A 17,333-nucleotide genomic window follows, 5' to 3' on the forward strand; every position below is an offset into this window, starting at 1 on the left:
TATCCATTTTTAAAACATAAGGAGGAATATGACATGGTTGAAAAAGTAATGCCAGAAGTTGGGGAAATTATCTCATGTGTAGTAGAACAAATTGAAGATAAGCAAGCAATCGTAGGGTTCGGTGGAAAAACAGATGGTATTCTTCCAATAAAAGAAATTTCAAACGTACATATTGAAAATGTAAATGACGCGCTAACTGTAGGACAAGAAATTGAATTAAAGGTTATTAAAGTTGAGGAAGATACAGTTGTTTTTTCTAAACGTGCTGTAGATTCTGTTAAAGCTTGGGAACAATTAGAAGGAAAATTAGCTAGTAAAGAAGTTTTTGAAGTGATCGTTACAGAGCAAGTAAACGGAGGACTAATTGCAGACGTAGGCGTTCGTGGATTTATTCCTGCTTCACTTGTTTCAAAAAAATTCGTTGAAGATTTAGGTAGCTATGTTGGTCAATCGCTTGAAGTAGTGATTGAAGAACTAGATCGCGAAAAAAATCGAGTAATCCTATCTCATAAAGCTGTTGAGCAATTAAATGAAATTGAAAATCGCCGTCAAGCATACTCTTCTATTAAAGTAGGGCAAATCGTTGAAGGTAAGGTAGAAAGATTAACTAATTTCGGTGCTTTTGTAAATATTGGTGGTGTTGATGGTTTAGTCCATGTATCTCAAATGTCTCATAAACGCGTTACAAAGCCTGAAGAGATTGTAGCTGTAGGTGATACTGTAAAAGTTCAAGTTCTTTCAATTGACTCTGATACAAACCGTATTGCTTTATCAATGAAAGCAATTCAGCCAGGACCATGGGATCAATTAAATCCAAGCATTAAAGCAGAAGCAGTAGTTGAAGGGACTGTAAAACGTCTTACAAACTTTGGTGCATTTGTAGAAGTTCAAAATGGAATTGAAGGATTAGTTCATGTTTCTCAAATTGCTGATAAACATATTAAAAATCCAAACGAAGTCCTAACAGTTGGTCAAGAAGTAAAAGTAAAAGTTTTAGAAATTAATCCTACTGAAAAACGCTTATCATTAAGCATTAAAGAAGCTGGTGAAGCTGAACTTCAAGAGGATATTGCTAAATACGTACAACCAAGTGAAAGTGGTTTCCAATTAAGCGAATTACTTGGTGATAAATTAAATAAATTTAAAAAATAATAAAAAATCCTTCAGCCATTTGCTGAAGGATTTTTAATTCGAACATTTTAGTTATGTTGATTTTCTGCTCTTGCTTCCTCAGGTGTGTCTAAACGCGTAGCACCTTTGTTATGAATGCTTTGATCTCGATCAGATTCAACTCTTCTAGATTGTTTAAGCTTCTTTTCTTGACGATCTTTTCCCACTCGTTTCACCTCCAAAAATATCTCATTTATAGATTCGTTTTAAATGCAACTTCTTATACACTTTCTTTTCTTTTTGATTATTTTTGAAATATGAATTGTTCATACTAGTACTATTAGGAGGTTTTCGTGTGCAAGGTAGTCTATTTATCATTACTTCTTGGATGACTGTTTTATTTCTTTTGATTTTTCGGGATCGAACTAAGAAGAATTTCTTGTATTTAGCGGGAGTACTTATATTAATTAGCGGTTCAGCTTACACAATTGATCTATTTTCAATTGAAATAAATTTTTCATATATCATTATAATTTTTATCATAAGCTACTTTATTAGTTTATTAAATTTTATTGAACAAATAGTGCATTTCTTTAAAGGCCTGATTATAGGCATGACATTTAGTGTAGTTACACTGCTTTCGATTTATGATCCTGCAAGTTTTTTTATTGATGAGAGGATAATCAGTTCATTTTTTGTAATAGTACTTTCTTTCTTTTTAAGTAAATCCTATTTTGACAAAATGCGTTATATAACAATTGGTCTAGTTCAGGGAGACATTTTTAATTATTTTACGTTTAAGTCGATTAATTTTAAATATATAATTGGAGATTTAAATTGGTTTGATACTTTAATTATGTCCATTTTATTATTGTCAGCAATTCAATTCATAGCAGTTTACGTATCGAAAATAAGTCTCAAAAACAGAAAATTACTAAAAAGTTGAAGTGTATTGGTCTTTTCTCATATTTTTTGTTAAAATAGATAAGTTATTTAAATAAATCAATTTTTAAAACAAAACTAAAACTCATTTAGATGATTTAAATGGTACATAGTTATGCTAGGAAGGATGAATTAAATGTCTAAACCGACAGTTGCAATAGTTGGACGACCAAATGTAGGGAAATCAACTATTTTTAATAGGATAGTGGGAGAAAGAATTTCAATTGTAGAAGATATTCCAGGGGTTACTCGTGATCGTATTTACAGTTCAGGAGAGTGGTTAAATCAAGAATTTAGTTTAATCGATACAGGTGGAATTGACATTGGTGATGAGCCATTTTTAGAGCAAATTCGTCAACAAGCTGAAATCGCAATGGATGAAGCGGATGTTATTATATTTCTAACAAATGGTCGTGAGGGTGTTACAGCGGCTGATGAGGAAGTTGCTAAAATCCTTTATAAAACAAAAAAACCGGTAGTATTAGCAGTTAATAAAGTCGATAATCCAGAAATGAGAAGTGATATTTACGACTTCTATGCATTAGGATTTGGAGAAGTATTTCCAATCTCAGGTTCACATGGTTTAGGACTAGGTGATTTACTTGATGAAGTAGTAAAACATTTCCCTGACCAAGAAGATGAAAATTACGATGAGGAGACAATTAAATTCAGTTTAATTGGACGACCAAATGTAGGGAAGTCTTCTTTAGTAAATGCATTATTAGGTCAAGATCGTGTAATCGTAAGTAATGTGGCTGGAACTACACGTGATGCTGTCGATACACCTTATTCAAAAGATGGCCAAGACTACGTTATTATCGATACAGCTGGTATGAGAAAAAAAGGTAAAGTTTATGAAAGTACGGAAAAATACAGCGTACTACGTGCTTTACGTGCAATTGAGAGATCAGATGTCGTCTTAGTCGTATTAGATGGTGAAGAAGGTATTATTGAACAAGATAAGAAGATAGCTGGATATGCACATCAAGCAGGTAGATCAGTTGTTATTGTTGTTAATAAATGGGATGCAGTAGAAAAAGATGAAAAAACGATGAATGAATTCATTGAAAACATTCGAGCACATTTCCAATTCTTAGACTATGCTCCAATTGTATTCCTATCAGCTAAAACGAAGAAAAGAACTCAAACTTTATTACCAATGATTAATAAAGCGTGTGAAAGCCATAGTTTACGCGTTCCAACAAATGTATTAAATGATGTTATTATGGATGCAATTGCGATGAATCCAACACCAACACATAATGGACAAAGATTAAGAGTGTATTATGCAACTCAAGTAGCAATTAAACCACCAACATTTGTTGTTTTTGTAAATGATCCTGAATTACTTCACTTTAGTTATGAGCGTTTCTTAGAAAATCGTATTAGAGATGCTTTTGATTTTGAGGGATCTCCAATTAAGATTATCGGTCGTGCACGAGCTTAAATTCGATGTGAAATATGGATTCTTTATGAAGGGGAGTGTTGAATTGGAAAAAATCGCTGTTTTAGGTGCGGGTAGTTGGGGAACTGCTTTAGCCATGGTTTTATCAGATAATGGGCATACGGTTACTTTATGGGGAAATAAATCCGAACAAATAAATGAAATAAATGAACAACATACTAATAAAAGATATTTGCCGGAAATTAATTTACCTCAAAATTTAAAAGCATCGGTCAATTTAAAGGAAGCTATAAATGGAGCTAACTATATTTTGCTTGTTGTTCCGACCAAAGCAATAAGAGAAGTTTGCCAACAACTAAATAATGAATTAACGAACGAGGTTACAATAATCCATGCAAGTAAAGGGATTGAGCCTGATACTTCTAAGCGTGTTTCAGAAATGATCTCTGAAGAAATAGATTCGAAATTCTTAAAATCAGTAGTTGTATTATCAGGTCCAAGTCATGCTGAAGAAGTTGCTTTAAGACATCCAACGACTGTAACATCGGCATCTAAAAATATGGAAGATGCGGAAGTTGTTCAGGAATTATTCTCAAATGGTTATTTCCGTGTATACACAAACGAAGATGTAATTGGTGTAGAAATTGGTGGAGCCTTAAAGAATATTATCGCACTTGCTGCTGGTATTACTGACGGACTTGGTTATGGCGACAACGCGAAGGCGGCTTTAATGACACGTGGACTTGCAGAAATAATTCGTTTAGGTAAGGCTATGGGAGCTAATACTCAAACTTTTGCAGGTTTAACTGGAATGGGCGACTTAATCGTAACTTGTACGAGTGTACATAGCCGTAACTGGAGAGCTGGTAATTTATTAGGGAAAGGCAAATCGTTAGACGAGGTATTAGATAATATGGGTATGGTCGTTGAAGGAGTTCGAACGACAAAGGCTGCATATCAATTAGCAAAACAAGTAAATGTAGAGATGCCAATTGTTAATGAATTACACGCAGTATTATTTGAAAATAAAAATCCAAAATTAGCAGTTGATGCACTTATGTCTCGTGTAAAAAAACACGAGGGCGAAAGTACTTCAAATTATATTAGCGATCTTGCTGAGTAATTAATTTTATTAAAATAGATAGTTTAAAAGCATTAAAACTTTGTTTTAATGCTTTTTCTTATGTGGACTAAAAATAGGCGTTTCACCATTTCTCTTTTTTTGCATAGCATATGTTGTATAGAAAAGAAGGAGGTTTGAATGGTGACTAATAATAATCCAAATGGTTTCTTCGATAAGATTGAAAAGAAAGCAAATGTAAGCAAATCAGATATTTTTAAAGTCGCTGATTCAGTAAAAGATGCAAACTTTAAAGATGAAGCAACAGTTAGAAAACTAGTCCGTCAAATTGCATTGATGACAGGTCGTCAAGTTTCTAAGGAAAAAGAAGACAAAATCGTTCAAGCGATTGTTACGAATAATATGCCATTAGATTTTCAATCATTAACAAATATGTTTAAACAAAAATAATTGGGCTTATTCTTCAGCGATGTATTTAGTGCATAATCATACATTTTCGCATACTATAGAATGACTTATACCGGATGTATTCTGGTGGGTGTTAGTCGAGGATGATTACGAAGCAATTGCCCCAGTTTGCTTCGAAGAAAGAAGGAGTATATTTATACTTTTTCTTTCTTTTTATTTTGTCCTTTTAAATATGTGAATGGTCCTGTATCCTCCTTGGATGGTTTTTATCAAGGAGGTATTTTGATGGTGTTTGTAAAGGGTGTAAATAGTGAATATGTTCTAATGGTTTTTTATGAAGCAGGAAATAAATTTAAAACAGACAAGTATACGTAAGCATTAAATAAGTCGATAATGTCTTAATAGGATTAAAAAGATTTTAATTCAAATCATGTGATTATTTTGATACTATAATAATGGTAGAAAATACATAGGGGGAACATAATGAACTCGGCACATATTAATGAAATTATTTCTTTTGTTGGAATCGGATTAATGCTTTTATCATTATTTTTAATTTTCTTGAGTAGAAACAAAATAAAAATAAAATTTTTAAAAATGATTACAGCCTTCATTGCTTATATGTCTTTAATTATTTCTGGGATTTTAATTACATATATCGTATTAAGCTGGCCTAGTTAATTTAGAATAAAGGGGACTAACATGAAAAAGCTATTTCTTTCCATTCTAATGTGCTTTGTTATCAGTCTATTGAGTGGCTGTTTATATCCACAAGATAAACTTGCACAAAATCAAGTACCATATGATGATCAATTGCAATCTGTTCAAACTGCAGTTAATAAATTTAAGGAAAACAATTCAGGAATGTTACCTATTAAAAACAAGGATATGAGTACACCTATTTATATTAAATATCCAATTGATTTTACAAAACTAACACCTGGCTATTTAAGTGATGCACCTGGTAATTCTTATGAAAATGGTGGGATCTTCCAGTACGTATTAGTAGATGCAGAGAAGAATCCGACTGTTAAATTAGTCGATCTTAGAATTGCAGAAAAACTAAGAGATGTTTCATTAAGAGTACAAGTTTATAAAGATAAACATACTTATCCACCAATCAAGAAAACATTGGCTAATGGTGTTTTTCTATTAAACTATAAAAAGATGGGTTTCAAACAAGAACCATTTGTAGTCAGTCCTTATAGTAATAAGAACTTACCAATCGTCATGGGGAATGATGGGGAGTTTTATGTTGACTACTCAACTGATTTATATGCAAAAATTAAAGAAGCAAAAAATTATAAGTTTGGTGAAGATATTCGTTCTATTTTAGTAAAAGACTCACCAATCGTGCCTGCATACTCACTTCCATATACGATTAAAGATGGACAACCAGTGTTTTTAGAACAAAAATAAATAATATAAATCATAATCCTTTGATAAAAGAATACATTTTATCGAAGGATTATTTTATTTGATCCCAAGTGAATAAAAAGAAAAAATAAAAAATCTTGTCATAACTCACTAGGACAACATCATAGAATGATATTGTCATAGGTATACTACTTCAAGTCAATTATTCCCATGTATTGATAAATCGGGAGGGGAACACATGGAAAAGATAGATATTTTTAAAGACATTGCCGAGCGCACAGGAGGAGATATCTACTTAGGTGTTGTAGGTGCTGTGCGTACTGGTAAATCAACATTTATTAAACGCTTTATGGAAGCAGTTGTAATCCCTAATATTCAAAATGAAGCTGACCGTGCTAGAGCACATGATGAATTACCTCAAAGTGCAGCAGGTAAAACAATAATGACTACTGAACCAAAATTCGTTCCGAATCAAGGCGTAAAAATTCATGTAGCGGATGGGTTAGATGTAAATATTCGATTAGTAGATTGCGTTGGTTATAGTGTACCAGGGGCTAAAGGATATGAGGATGAAAATGGTCCTAGAATGATTAGCACTCCTTGGTATGAAGAGCCGATTCCATTTAATGAAGCGGCAGAAATCGGTACAAGAAAAGTTATTCAAGAGCATTCAACAATTGGAGTTGTTGTAACAACAGATGGCACAATTGGAGAAATTGCTAGATACGATTATATCGAAGCAGAGGAACGTGTAGTTGCTGAATTAAAAGAAGTTGGAAAACCTTTCATTATGGTGATCAACTCTTCTCAGCCATATCATCCTAATACAGAGGCACTTAGACAAGAACTATCAGAAAAGTACGATATTCCTGTCATCGCATTAAGTGTTGAAGCAATGCGCGAAGGAGACGTAATGAACGTACTTCGCGAAGCTTTATACGAATTCCCAGTCCTTGAAGTGAACGTAAACTTACCTAGCTGGGTCTTAGTTTTAAAAGAAAATCACTGGCTACGCCAAAGCTATCAAGAAGCAATTCAAGAAACAGTTAAAGATATTAAACGATTAAGAGATGTAGATTATGTAGTTGGCCAATTTAGTGATTATGAATTTATTGAACATGCACAACTTGCTGGAATAGATATGGGGCAAGGGGTTGCAGAAATTGATTTATCCGCACCAGATGAGTTATATGATCAAGTCTTAAAAGAAGTAGTGGGAGTAGAAATTCGCGGTAAAGATCATTTATTAGAATTAATGCAAGATTTCGCTCACGCAAAACAAGAGTATGATCAAGTAGCAGATGCCTTAAGAATGGTTAAACAAACAGGATATGGAGTTGCTGCACCTTCGCTTTTAGATATGAGCTTAGATGAGCCAGAAATTATACGCCATGGTTCAAGGTTTGGTGTCAAATTAAAAGCAGTAGCGCCTTCTATTCATATGATTAAAGTTGATGTTGAGTCAACGTTTGAACCAATTATCGGAACTGAAAAACAAAGTGAAGAACTTGTTAAATACTTAATGCAAGATTTTGAAGATAATCCATTATCAATTTGGAACTCAGATATATTTGGACGTTCATTAAGTTCAATCGTACGTGAAGGCATCCAAGCGAAACTTTCTCTAATGCCTGAAAATGCAAGATATAAATTGAAAGAAACTTTAGAAAGAATTATTAACGAAGGAAGTGGCGGCTTAATTGCAATTATCCTTTAATCATTAATTAATCAGGTGGTCAAAACCATCTGATTTTTTTTGTGTTAGCAAAATATAAACATGTATTTTTAGAAAATCTAAATGCTTATATTTTATCTGGTGAAATGAACGTTTTAAAAAAATCACAAAAAATTAGCAAGAGAAAATAAATGTTATTCGACAAAATCCAACAAATATAAATTTATTAAAAATCATCAATAAATTTTATAAAATGCCGAATAATTCAGTAATCATCGTACCTCCAGAAGTACTTATTAGAAAATTGAAGACGAAAAAGGAACTTTTCAGAAAAATCGCCACCTGTTTTCGAGTAATTCCAACATTTTCTTATAAAACATATTGAAAAAAGCCGTAGAATCGTATAATATAAGGCATGACAAAGAAATTAATTGGAATTTGTTGTATAAAATTTAAAATTTTGGTCACAAATGAAATTAAGAAACATCTAAAATTTTGGGAGGAGGTGAAAGACATGAACAAAACAGATTTAATCAATGCAGTTGCTGAAGCTGGTGAATTAACTAAAAAACAAGCTACTTTAGCAGTAGACGCTGTATTCGAATCAATTCTTGGTGCGTTACAAAACGGGGATAAAGTACAATTAATCGGATTTGGTAACTTTGAAGTTCGTGAGCGTGCAGCTCGTAAAGGACGTAATCCACAAACTGGCGAGGAAATCGAAATCGCAGCTAGTAAAGTTCCAGCTTTCAAACCTGGTAAAGCGCTTAAGGATGCAGTAAAATAATTACATAATTTAAGCGAAAAAGAAGGATGCTAAAAAAAGCATCCTTCTTTTTTTGCTAAAAAAGTCCAAAAAGTCTTATGTTTTAGGGAGCAATAATTAATTTTGGACAAAGAAAGCGTCGATTTTAGGTAGTCTAAAAGAAAGTATCCTTCTTTTTTTTGCCTATAAAAAAAGAATTATGTTAAAATAAAACGAATCTGATAGTGAATATTAGAATTTTTTTTAGCATGGGGGATCAATTAATGAATGAAGTTAATTTAGAAAAAATTGAACAAGCGGTTCGTCTAATTCTCGAAGCTATCGGTGATGATCCAAATAGAGAAGGAATTTACGAAACGCCAAAACGAGTTGCGAAAATGTATGCTGAAGTATTCTCTGGGATGCGCCAAGATGAAAAAGCTCATTTACATAAAGTATTTGGTGAAGATCATGAAGAATTAGTTCTTGTTAAAGATATTCCATTCCATTCAATGTGCGAGCATCATCTATTACCTTTTTACGGAGTTGCACATGTAGCTTATATACCTAGAAATGGTAGAGTAACTGGTTTAAGTAAATTAGCACGTACTGTAGAAACAGTAGCTAAAAGACCACAGTTACAAGAGCGTATTACTGCCTCAGTAGTTGATGCAATTATGGACGTGCTACAACCACACGGAGCAATGGTAGTTGTTGAAGCAGAACATATGTGTATGTCTATGCGTGGAGTAAGAAAACCAGGCTCAAAAACTGTTACGACTGCTGTGCGTGGCTCACTTAAAGAGGATGTGCAAGGAAGAAATGAAATTCTTGCAATGATTCATTCTTCTAAATAGAATCAAATAATCAAAAGCAGGGCTTTTAATAGGCAGTCTAAAAAGCCGGAAGTCCTGCTTTTTTTAAAATATTCATTTATAAATAATGCAAGTTGATTGAGCAATCAACTTATACCATCTAAAATACTTATGGTATAATGAAAAAATCAGTTATAAATGGAATGGATGGAAATAATGAATAGTATTCTCGAGTTAAAAAATGAAGTAATCACTCAAATCTTACATACGATTAGACACCCATATTTAAATCAACATCTTCAAGCACCTACCATTGATGATGTAAAGGTTACTTTATTAATCAATTTATTAAAAGAACACAATTTTACGAGTGATAAAATTGTACATTACTGTAAAGCCTTGATGATTCATCAAATTGCATTAGATACACATGAAAAAGTATCCACATTTGAAGGTACACCAATGGATCGAGAAAAGAAACAATTAACCGTATTAGAAGGGGACTTATATAGTGGACTATATTACGATGCTCTATCTAAAACTGGGGAGATTGGATTAATACGAGAACTTTCATATGCTGTTAAAGAAATGAATGAAGAGAAGATCAATCTAGTTCATGAACAATTTAGTTCTTTAGAAGATCTTTTCAACTGTATAACTGTAATCGAATCGACTATTCTTGTACATTTTGCAAAATTTATATCAGCTGAAGAATCAATAAAGCATATTGAGCAAGAATGTTTAATGTCAAGACTGAAAAAAGAATTCGAACGATTTTCAGTAGAAAACTGCTCTGATTTTATTTCGCAATTTCAAAGAATATTGGGGATTGTTGATTTAACGAAAACAAAAGAAGAATTATCAAAAATAATACAATTACAAAATTAATCTACATAGAAGTAATCGTAATTAGTTTAGTGGGGGTTTATATGACTCAATCAAAAGAAGAACGCGTACATGACGTGTTTGAAAAGATTTACAATAAATATGATACAATGAATGGTATTATTAGTTTTAGACGACATATTGCTTGGCGCAAACAAACTATGAAAATTATGAATGTTCAAAAAGGTATGAAAGCGCTTGATGTATGCTGTGGTACTGGTGAATGGACAATTGCACTTGCAAATACAGTTGGAAAAGATGGAGAAGTAGTAGGATTAGACTTTAGTAAAAATATGCTATCTATCGGTGAAGAAAAAGTTAAAAATATGCATTTAGACCAAGTAAAATTAATTCATGGTAATGCTATGGAGTTACCATTTGAGGACAACTATTTTGATGTTGTTACAATTGGATTTGGTTTAAGAAATGTTCCAGATTATTATCAAGTGTTGAAGGAAATGACGAGAGTTGTAAAGCCTGGAGGTATTGTTGTTTGTTTAGAAACATCACAACCGACTGCATTTGGTGTTAGACATGTGTATAAAGCGTATTTTAAATACATCATGCCGATTTTTGGGAAAATATTTGCTAAAAGCTTTAAAGAATACTCTTGGTTACAAGAAAGTGCAAGCACGTTTCCAGGAATGAACGAACTTGCAAATCTTTTCAAAAAAGCAGGTTTAGAAAAAATAAAAATTAAACCTTATACTTTTGGTGTAGCAGCAATGCATTTAGGTGTTAAACCAAAAAGCTAGTTACAAAAAAGCGAGAAAATGGGATGAATAGTAAGGTGAACGGAATGAAGGTTAAATGGAAATATTCTTATTTAAAAAAGGACATTAATGAGATTGAGAGCACGCTGCATAAAGTAGTCAATTCTTCTCAACCAATTTTGAAAAATGCATCTGTACAGTTGCTCGAATCTGGTGGGAAAAGAATTAGACCAGTTTTTGTATTGCTTAGTGCTAAATTTGGACAATATAACCTTCAATCGATTAAAAATGTAGCAGCTACTTTGGAAATCATACATATGGCATCTTTAGTTCATGATGATGTAATTGATGAAGCTAGTTTACGAAGAGGTAAACCGACAATCAATTCAACATACAATGATCGTGTTGCTATGTATGCAGGGGATTTTTTATTTGCAAAAGCATTGGAATGTATGTCAGAAATCGAAATCCCATTGGCCCATCAAAAACTATCTGAGACTATTTTAGAGATTTGTTTAGGTGAAATTGAACAAATAAAAGATAAATATAATTTTGACCAAAATTTAAAATGTTATTTAAGAAGAATTAAACGAAAAACTGCCCTTTTAATTTCAGCGAGTTGTGAAATTGGTGCAATTGCATCAGGAGCCTCTCCAGCTTTTCAAAAATGTCTAAAAGATTACGGATACTATTTAGGTATGTCCTTTCAAATTATGGACGATATTCTTGATTTTACGGCTTCTGAGAAGGAATTAGGGAAACCATCAGGTAGCGACTTAATTCAAGGTAATATTACACTACCTGTCTTGTTTGCGATGAATGATTTAGCTTTTAAAGAGAAAATTGAATCTGTTTATGAAGGAATCGATCCGGAAACTGTAAAACCTCTTATAAATCAAATTCGCAAAAGTACATATATTAAAGCAGCAAGAAAAGTTAGTGAAGCATATTTACAAAAATCTTTAAACAGTATCAACAGCCTTCCTAATAGTGAAGCAAAGGAAATGTTAATATTAATTGCTAAAAATATTGGAAATCGAAAAAACTAGAGGCGGGAAAATGCTAGTGCATTTACAACTGCCTCTTTTGGCTTTTTAGATACGTATAGAACTCCAGTTAATCAGTTATATTGATTAAAGTTAATCAATAATCTGGAAGCGATTTCAATTTTTATAATATAACAAGATTTTAAACTATTGATAATTTTATAAATTGATGTTACTATTCTAACTGTGTTGTTTATACATAATTGAAATCAAGTGAGGTAGAGCATAATGGAAAGAACTTATTTAATGGTAAAACCTGATGGTGTACAACGTAACTTAATTGGTGAAATCGTTTCACGTTTCGAAAAAAAGGGGTTCCAATTAGTTGGAGCTAAATTAATGCAAGTGAGTAAAGACCAAGCTGAAACTCACTATGCTGAGCACAAAGAACGTCCTTTCTTTGGTGAATTAGTAGACTTCATCACTTCAAGCCCAGTATTCGCTATGGTTTGGGAAGGCGAAAATGTAATCGCTACCGCTCGTCAAATGATGGGAGCAACAAACCCAAAAGATTCAGCACCAGGAACGATCCGTGGTGAGTATGCTGCAACTGTAGGTAAAAACATTATTCATGGTTCAGATTCACCTGCTAGTGCAGAACGTGAAATCGGTATTTTCTTCAATCAAAATGAATTAGTTGAATACTCTAAGCTTATTAAAGAGTGGGTATACTAATAAAATAGTTTTACACAAAACAAAGAAGTCAGCATATTGCTGGCTTTTTTTTATAGGAAAATATTAAAATCTAGACCTGTGGATAAATTTTTTATTAACTTAAGAAGAATCGATATGAGTAAGCGAAATAGAGGGAAAGTTGCAAATAGTAATAAAATATTGCATTGACAGCTTCTTTAAATCTGCTTATAATCATCATTAATAAGTTTTTAAATGAATCTTTTGACAATTAAATAACTTGCGTTGATAAGGATACAGTAAGCATAATTTCACTGTTTCAGAGAGCTGACGAAAGCTGCGAGTCAGTACATAAAATATGCCAAAATTTCATTCTTGGAGCAATTTCTATTTTCATTTTATGAAAATAGAAACGGTCGTTTTGATCGTTAAAAAAATCAAGGTGGTGAACAGAGCTTTAGTTCACAACTAGGGTGGTACCGCGATTAATTAATTCGTCCCTACTGTTTATTCAGTAGGGACTTTTTGTTTTTATTTTTTTACATGCTACTTCTGGATGAAAAGAAGAGAGAGGTGCCTAAGCAATTAGATTAGTTCATGACGAAACATAATTGAATAGGAAAAAAACTATAGGTTTTTCTACTGAATTATTCATTTTTTTGAATATGGCTCTTTTTTATATTAAATTCAGAATAGGTTGTGCTATAGTAGTAACTAATAATTTTAAACTTACATAAAGAGAAGGTGTTGAAATGCGTTATTTAACAGCTGGTGAATCACATGGTCCACAATTAACTACAATTATTGAAGGCGTTCCAGCAGGCTTACCAATTTTAGCAGAAGAAATAAATGTTGAACTTCGTAGACGACAAGGTGGATATGGAAGAGGGCGAAGAATGCAAATAGAAAAGGATACTGCTCAAATTACTAGCGGTGTTCGACATGGTTATACATTAGGCTCTCCTATCGCATTGGTTGTTGAAAATAACGACTTTAAACATTGGACGAATATTATGGGTCCTGAACCTTTGGACAATCTAGAATACGAAGGAAAAAGAAGCATTACAAAACCAAGACCAGGGCATGCCGATTTAAATGGAGCGATAAAATATGGCTTTAGAGATGTAAGGAATGTTTTAGAGCGATCTTCAGCTCGTGAAACGACTGTACGTGTTGCCGCTGGAGCGGTGGCAAAAAAATTGTTAAGTGAGTTAGGAATCACAATTGCAAGCCATGTTATTGAAATTGGTGGAGTTAAAGCAAAAAATCTAGACTATAAAAATGTAGAAGACTTACATAATAGAGCTGAAAACTCAGAAGTAAGATGTATAGACGCTGAAGCGACAGAAAATATGAAATCGTTAATTGATGATGCAAAACAAAAAGGTGATTCAGTTGGTGGGATTGTAGAAGTTGTTGTTGAAGGTATGCCAGCTGGTGTTGGTAGCTACGTTCATTATGACAGAAAGCTAGACTCAAAAATTGCAGGTGCAATCGTAAGCATTAATGCCTTTAAAGGTGTAGAATTCGGCATCGGGTTTCAAGCTGGCTCTTTACCAGGTAGTGAAGTTCATGATGAGATTGCGTATTCAGAAGAACAAGGCTACTACCGATTATCGAACCGTGCTGGCGGTTTTGAAGGCGGTATGACAACTGGTATGCCAATTGTCGTTCGAGCAGTAATGAAACCTATCCCAACGCTTTACAAGCCGCTAAAGAGCGTTGATATTGAAACAAAGGAAGTTTATGAAGCAAGTATCGAACGTTCTGATAGCTGTGCTGTTCCGGCAGCAAGTGTCGTAGCAGAGCATATTGTTGCTTGGGAAGTTGCAAAAGCAATTATTGAACAATTTGAATCCGATCAACTTGAACGTTTAAAACGTAATATTGAAGATTTCCGTGAGTATGCGAGGAATTTTTAATGAATGTGATAACTGTAAATACAAGCTCTAAACAATACGATGTTTGTATAGGGTTTGGAGTATTGAGTGAACTGCAGTCAAAGTTGGACAGCTTAGTTCCTAAAGTTTCCAAAATACTAATCATTACAGATGATCAAGTTGCTCCACTTTATTTAGAAGAAGTACGACTAAATTGTAGTAAAACAAATAAAGTTGAACACTATATCATTCCACATGGTGAAAAAAGTAAGAGTTTTGCAATATACGAAAATTGTTTAACCTATTGTTTTGATGTCCAATTAGATCGTAATAGCTTAATCATTGCCTTAGGTGGAGGAGTAGTTGGCGATTTAGCTGGATTTGTCGCTGCTACTTATATGCGTGGTATTCGTTTTATCCAATTACCTACTACTTTACTAGCCCACGATAGTGCTATAGGTGGTAAAGTAGCTATCAACCTTCCAAAAGCTAAAAATATAGTTGGCGCATTTTATCAGCCGGAATTAGTATTATATGAATTAAGCTTTTTAACTTCTTTGCCAATAGAGGAATGGAGATCAGGTTTTGCTGAAATTAGTAAGGAAGCCATGATTTCTTCTAACGACAATTTGAGTTGGTTAATGGATCATATACTTTCACTTGAAGAGTTAAATAATGAGTTAGTTGAAAAATGTGTCACAATGGGGATAAGTGTAAAAAATGAAATTGTATCTAGGGACGAAAGAGAAACTGGTGAAAGAGCATTTTTAAACTTAGGCCATACACTTGGGCATGCAATTGAAGCGTATTTAGGTTATGCTAAAACAACTCATGGTGAGGCAATTGCATTTGGAACTTTATTTTCAATCTATTTGAGTGAACAGTTCTTTAAGGTTGACTTAAAATTTAATGAGATAGTAAATTGGTATAATCGATTGAATTATCCTGTTTATTCAAATTTAGAATTAGATCCAATTATTAATCTAATGAAACAAGATAAGAAAAATATCGATTTGAAAATAAAATATATACTATTAAAAAGTTTTGGACATCCAGTGATTTGTGAATTAGAGGAAGACTTTATAAAAGAAAATTTAGATAGTTTTTTAAAACAAATAATTTCATAATGCTTACCTGAAAATGGTGTTTTGATCAAATGTTAAATCAAAATATCATTTTCTTTTTCTAAATTAGGCTAACTAAATCATCGGAAATGAAAAACATAGGACAATTCGTCGAATAGAATTTCAGCGAAAAAAAAGGTTTGATTTAATAAAAAATGGAATGTAAATACATATAGAAAGGTTAGATAAGATGACTATGATGAGAAATTCCCAGTTAGAAAAAATCCGTTTAGTTGGTGATGTGACAATTCCAGGAGATAAATCAATATCTCATAGAGCAATTATGTTTGGATCATTAGCGAAAGGGACGACAAAGATTACTAACTTTCTATTAGGTGAAGATTGTTTAAGTACGATAGCGTGTTTTAGAAAATTAGGTGTACAAATCGAAGTATCAGAAGATGAAGTAGTCGTTTATGGTAAAGGAATTGAAGGTCTTAAAGAGGCACATGAAGTACTTGATGTAGGGAATTCGGGAACAACAGCAAGATTAATGATGGGAATATTAAGTGGTTTACCTTTCCATTCAGTTATTATTGGTGATGAATCTATTGGTAAAAGACCAATGAAACGAGTTACAAAACCTTTAAAAATGATGGGTACTTCTATAGATGGACGTGAAGACGCTACATATACACCTATTTCTATTAGAGGAGGTTCACTGAATAGTATTTCTTATGCTTCTCCTGTATCAAGTGCACAAGTTAAATCTTCAATTTTACTAGCTGGTTTATTCGCAAATGGTACGACAACTGTTACTGAACCAGAAAAGTCTCGTGACCATACTGAAAGAATGCTAAAGGCATTTGGTTGTGAGTTAGTAGTTGATGGAAACAAAGTCTCAATTAATGGAAACCAAGAATTAACTGCAACAGATGTTATTGTACCAGGGGACATTTCATCAGCTGCATTTTTCTTAGTAGCAGGGTCGATTGTTCCTAATAGCGAAATATTGTTAAAAAATGTAGGTGTAAATCCTACTAGAACAGGGATATTAACTGTTTTAGAAAGAATGGGAGCTAATATTACTTTAGAGGATGAAAAAGTTGTAAACGGAGAACCAATTGCGAATATACGAGTGAAATCATCCAATTTAAAAGCAACTGTCATTGGAGGGGCTGAAATTCCTACATGTATCGATGAGTTACCGATCTTGGCCTTAGCAGCGGCTTTAGCAGATGGAGAGACTATTATTAAGGATGCTGAAGAGTTAAGAGTAAAGGAAACGGATCGTATCCAGACTGTTGTAACAGAACTTACAAATCTTGGTGTAAGCATTGAAGCAACAAAAGATGGTATGATTATACAAGGGAATAGTTCTTTAATAGGTGCTAATGTAAATTCACATGGAGATCATCGAATGGGAATGATGCTTTCAATTGCTGCATTACTTGCTAAAGGTGATACAATTATTGAAAATACAGAATGTATAGCTGTATCTTTTCCGAACTTTAAAGAGCAATTAAATGAATTAATTAAGTAGTCATATGAGGT

Annotated in this window: 18 protein-coding genes and 1 other annotated feature; of the genes, 17 read left to right on the forward strand and 1 reads right to left on the reverse strand. The window is 33.0% G+C overall.

Going from position 1 to position 17,333, the window contains the following annotated elements; all coding sequences use genetic code 11:
- Positions 1 to 33 precede the first annotated feature (33 nt).
- Complete coding sequence (gene rpsA, locus COE53_RS15845; RefSeq protein WP_069031857.1) at positions 34 to 1,152, forward strand: 30S ribosomal protein S1; 1,119 nt, start codon at positions 34 to 36, stop codon at positions 1,150 to 1,152.
- A 47-nt stretch (positions 1,153 to 1,199) separates the two neighbouring features.
- Here rpsA and COE53_RS15850 read toward each other — a convergent pair whose 3' ends face one another.
- Entirely contained in the window at positions 1,200 to 1,337 is a 138-nt protein-coding gene (locus COE53_RS15850; RefSeq protein ID WP_069031858.1) for a YpzI family protein, read from the reverse strand.
- Positions 1,338 to 1,465: 128 nt separating this feature from the next.
- Between COE53_RS15850 and COE53_RS15855 the strand changes: the two genes are divergently transcribed.
- The 16 genes from COE53_RS15855 (at position 1,466) to aroA (ending at position 17,322) form a co-directional block, all read left to right on the forward strand.
- Entirely contained in the window at positions 1,466 to 2,056 is a 591-nt protein-coding gene (locus tag COE53_RS15855) for a YphA family membrane protein (protein WP_069031859.1), read from the forward strand.
- Positions 2,057 to 2,188: 132 nt separating this feature from the next.
- Positions 2,189 to 3,499 (forward strand): ribosome biogenesis GTPase Der, encoded by a 1,311-nt coding sequence (gene der, locus COE53_RS15860; protein WP_069031860.1) that lies wholly within the window; start codon positions 2,189 to 2,191, stop codon positions 3,497 to 3,499.
- Positions 3,500 to 3,542: 43 nt separating this feature from the next.
- The gene (locus COE53_RS15865) at positions 3,543 to 4,580 is read left to right on the forward strand and encodes an NAD(P)H-dependent glycerol-3-phosphate dehydrogenase (protein ID WP_069031861.1); all 1,038 of its coding nucleotides are present in this window, start codon (positions 3,543 to 3,545) and stop codon (positions 4,578 to 4,580) included.
- 138 nt (positions 4,581 to 4,718) lie between these two features.
- Positions 4,719 to 4,988: a stage VI sporulation protein F gene (locus COE53_RS15870; RefSeq protein ID WP_056466710.1), complete on the forward strand. Its 270-nt coding sequence runs from the start codon at positions 4,719 to 4,721 to the stop codon at positions 4,986 to 4,988.
- Between the two features lie 441 nt (positions 4,989 to 5,429).
- Positions 5,430 to 5,627, forward strand: coding sequence for a DUF2768 domain-containing protein (locus COE53_RS15875; RefSeq protein ID WP_069031862.1), 198 nt, complete (start codon positions 5,430 to 5,432; stop codon positions 5,625 to 5,627).
- A 21-nt stretch (positions 5,628 to 5,648) separates the two neighbouring features.
- Positions 5,649 to 6,365 (forward strand): hypothetical protein, encoded by a 717-nt coding sequence (locus COE53_RS15880; protein WP_069031863.1) that lies wholly within the window; start codon positions 5,649 to 5,651, stop codon positions 6,363 to 6,365.
- A gap of 196 nt (positions 6,366 to 6,561) precedes the next feature.
- Positions 6,562 to 8,040: a stage IV sporulation protein A gene (spoIVA, locus tag COE53_RS15885; RefSeq protein ID WP_069031864.1), complete on the forward strand. Its 1,479-nt coding sequence runs from the start codon at positions 6,562 to 6,564 to the stop codon at positions 8,038 to 8,040.
- Positions 8,041 to 8,512: 472 nt separating this feature from the next.
- Positions 8,513 to 8,785, forward strand: a complete 273-nt coding sequence (locus COE53_RS15890) for an HU family DNA-binding protein (protein WP_056466694.1) — start codon at positions 8,513 to 8,515, stop codon at positions 8,783 to 8,785.
- 242 nt (positions 8,786 to 9,027) lie between these two features.
- Positions 9,028 to 9,600, forward strand: a complete 573-nt coding sequence (folE, locus tag COE53_RS15895; protein WP_069031865.1) for a GTP cyclohydrolase I FolE — start codon at positions 9,028 to 9,030, stop codon at positions 9,598 to 9,600.
- 174 nt (positions 9,601 to 9,774) lie between these two features.
- Positions 9,775 to 10,446, forward strand: coding sequence for a heptaprenyl diphosphate synthase component 1 (locus tag COE53_RS15900; protein ID WP_069031866.1), 672 nt, complete (start codon positions 9,775 to 9,777; stop codon positions 10,444 to 10,446).
- A gap of 41 nt (positions 10,447 to 10,487) precedes the next feature.
- The gene (locus COE53_RS15905) at positions 10,488 to 11,198 is read left to right on the forward strand and encodes a demethylmenaquinone methyltransferase (RefSeq protein ID WP_069031867.1); all 711 of its coding nucleotides are present in this window, start codon (positions 10,488 to 10,490) and stop codon (positions 11,196 to 11,198) included.
- A 44-nt stretch (positions 11,199 to 11,242) separates the two neighbouring features.
- Complete coding sequence (gene hepT, locus COE53_RS15910) at positions 11,243 to 12,205, forward strand: heptaprenyl diphosphate synthase component II (RefSeq protein ID WP_069031868.1); 963 nt, start codon at positions 11,243 to 11,245, stop codon at positions 12,203 to 12,205.
- A gap of 225 nt (positions 12,206 to 12,430) precedes the next feature.
- Complete coding sequence (ndk, locus tag COE53_RS15915) at positions 12,431 to 12,877, forward strand: nucleoside-diphosphate kinase (RefSeq protein ID WP_069031869.1); 447 nt, start codon at positions 12,431 to 12,433, stop codon at positions 12,875 to 12,877.
- 234 nt (positions 12,878 to 13,111) lie between these two features.
- Positions 13,112 to 13,340 (forward strand) — a binding site (T-box leader).
- 247 nt (positions 13,341 to 13,587) lie between these two features.
- Positions 13,588 to 14,757, forward strand: a complete 1,170-nt coding sequence (gene aroC, locus COE53_RS15920) for a chorismate synthase (RefSeq protein ID WP_069031870.1) — start codon at positions 13,588 to 13,590, stop codon at positions 14,755 to 14,757.
- Entirely contained in the window at positions 14,757 to 15,842 is a 1,086-nt protein-coding gene (gene aroB / locus COE53_RS15925) for a 3-dehydroquinate synthase (RefSeq protein ID WP_069031871.1), read from the forward strand. Before aroC ends, aroB begins: the two co-directional genes overlap by 1 nt.
- Before the next feature lie 196 nt (positions 15,843 to 16,038).
- Positions 16,039 to 17,322: a 3-phosphoshikimate 1-carboxyvinyltransferase gene (aroA, locus tag COE53_RS15930; RefSeq protein WP_175403436.1), complete on the forward strand. Its 1,284-nt coding sequence runs from the start codon at positions 16,039 to 16,041 to the stop codon at positions 17,320 to 17,322.
- Positions 17,323 to 17,333: the final 11 nt, after the last annotated feature.

Origin of the sequence: Bacillus sp. AFS029533, from assembly GCF_002585125.1 — a bacterium.
Lineage (GTDB): Bacteria > Bacillota > Bacilli > Bacillales > Bacillaceae_G > Gottfriedia > Gottfriedia luciferensis_B.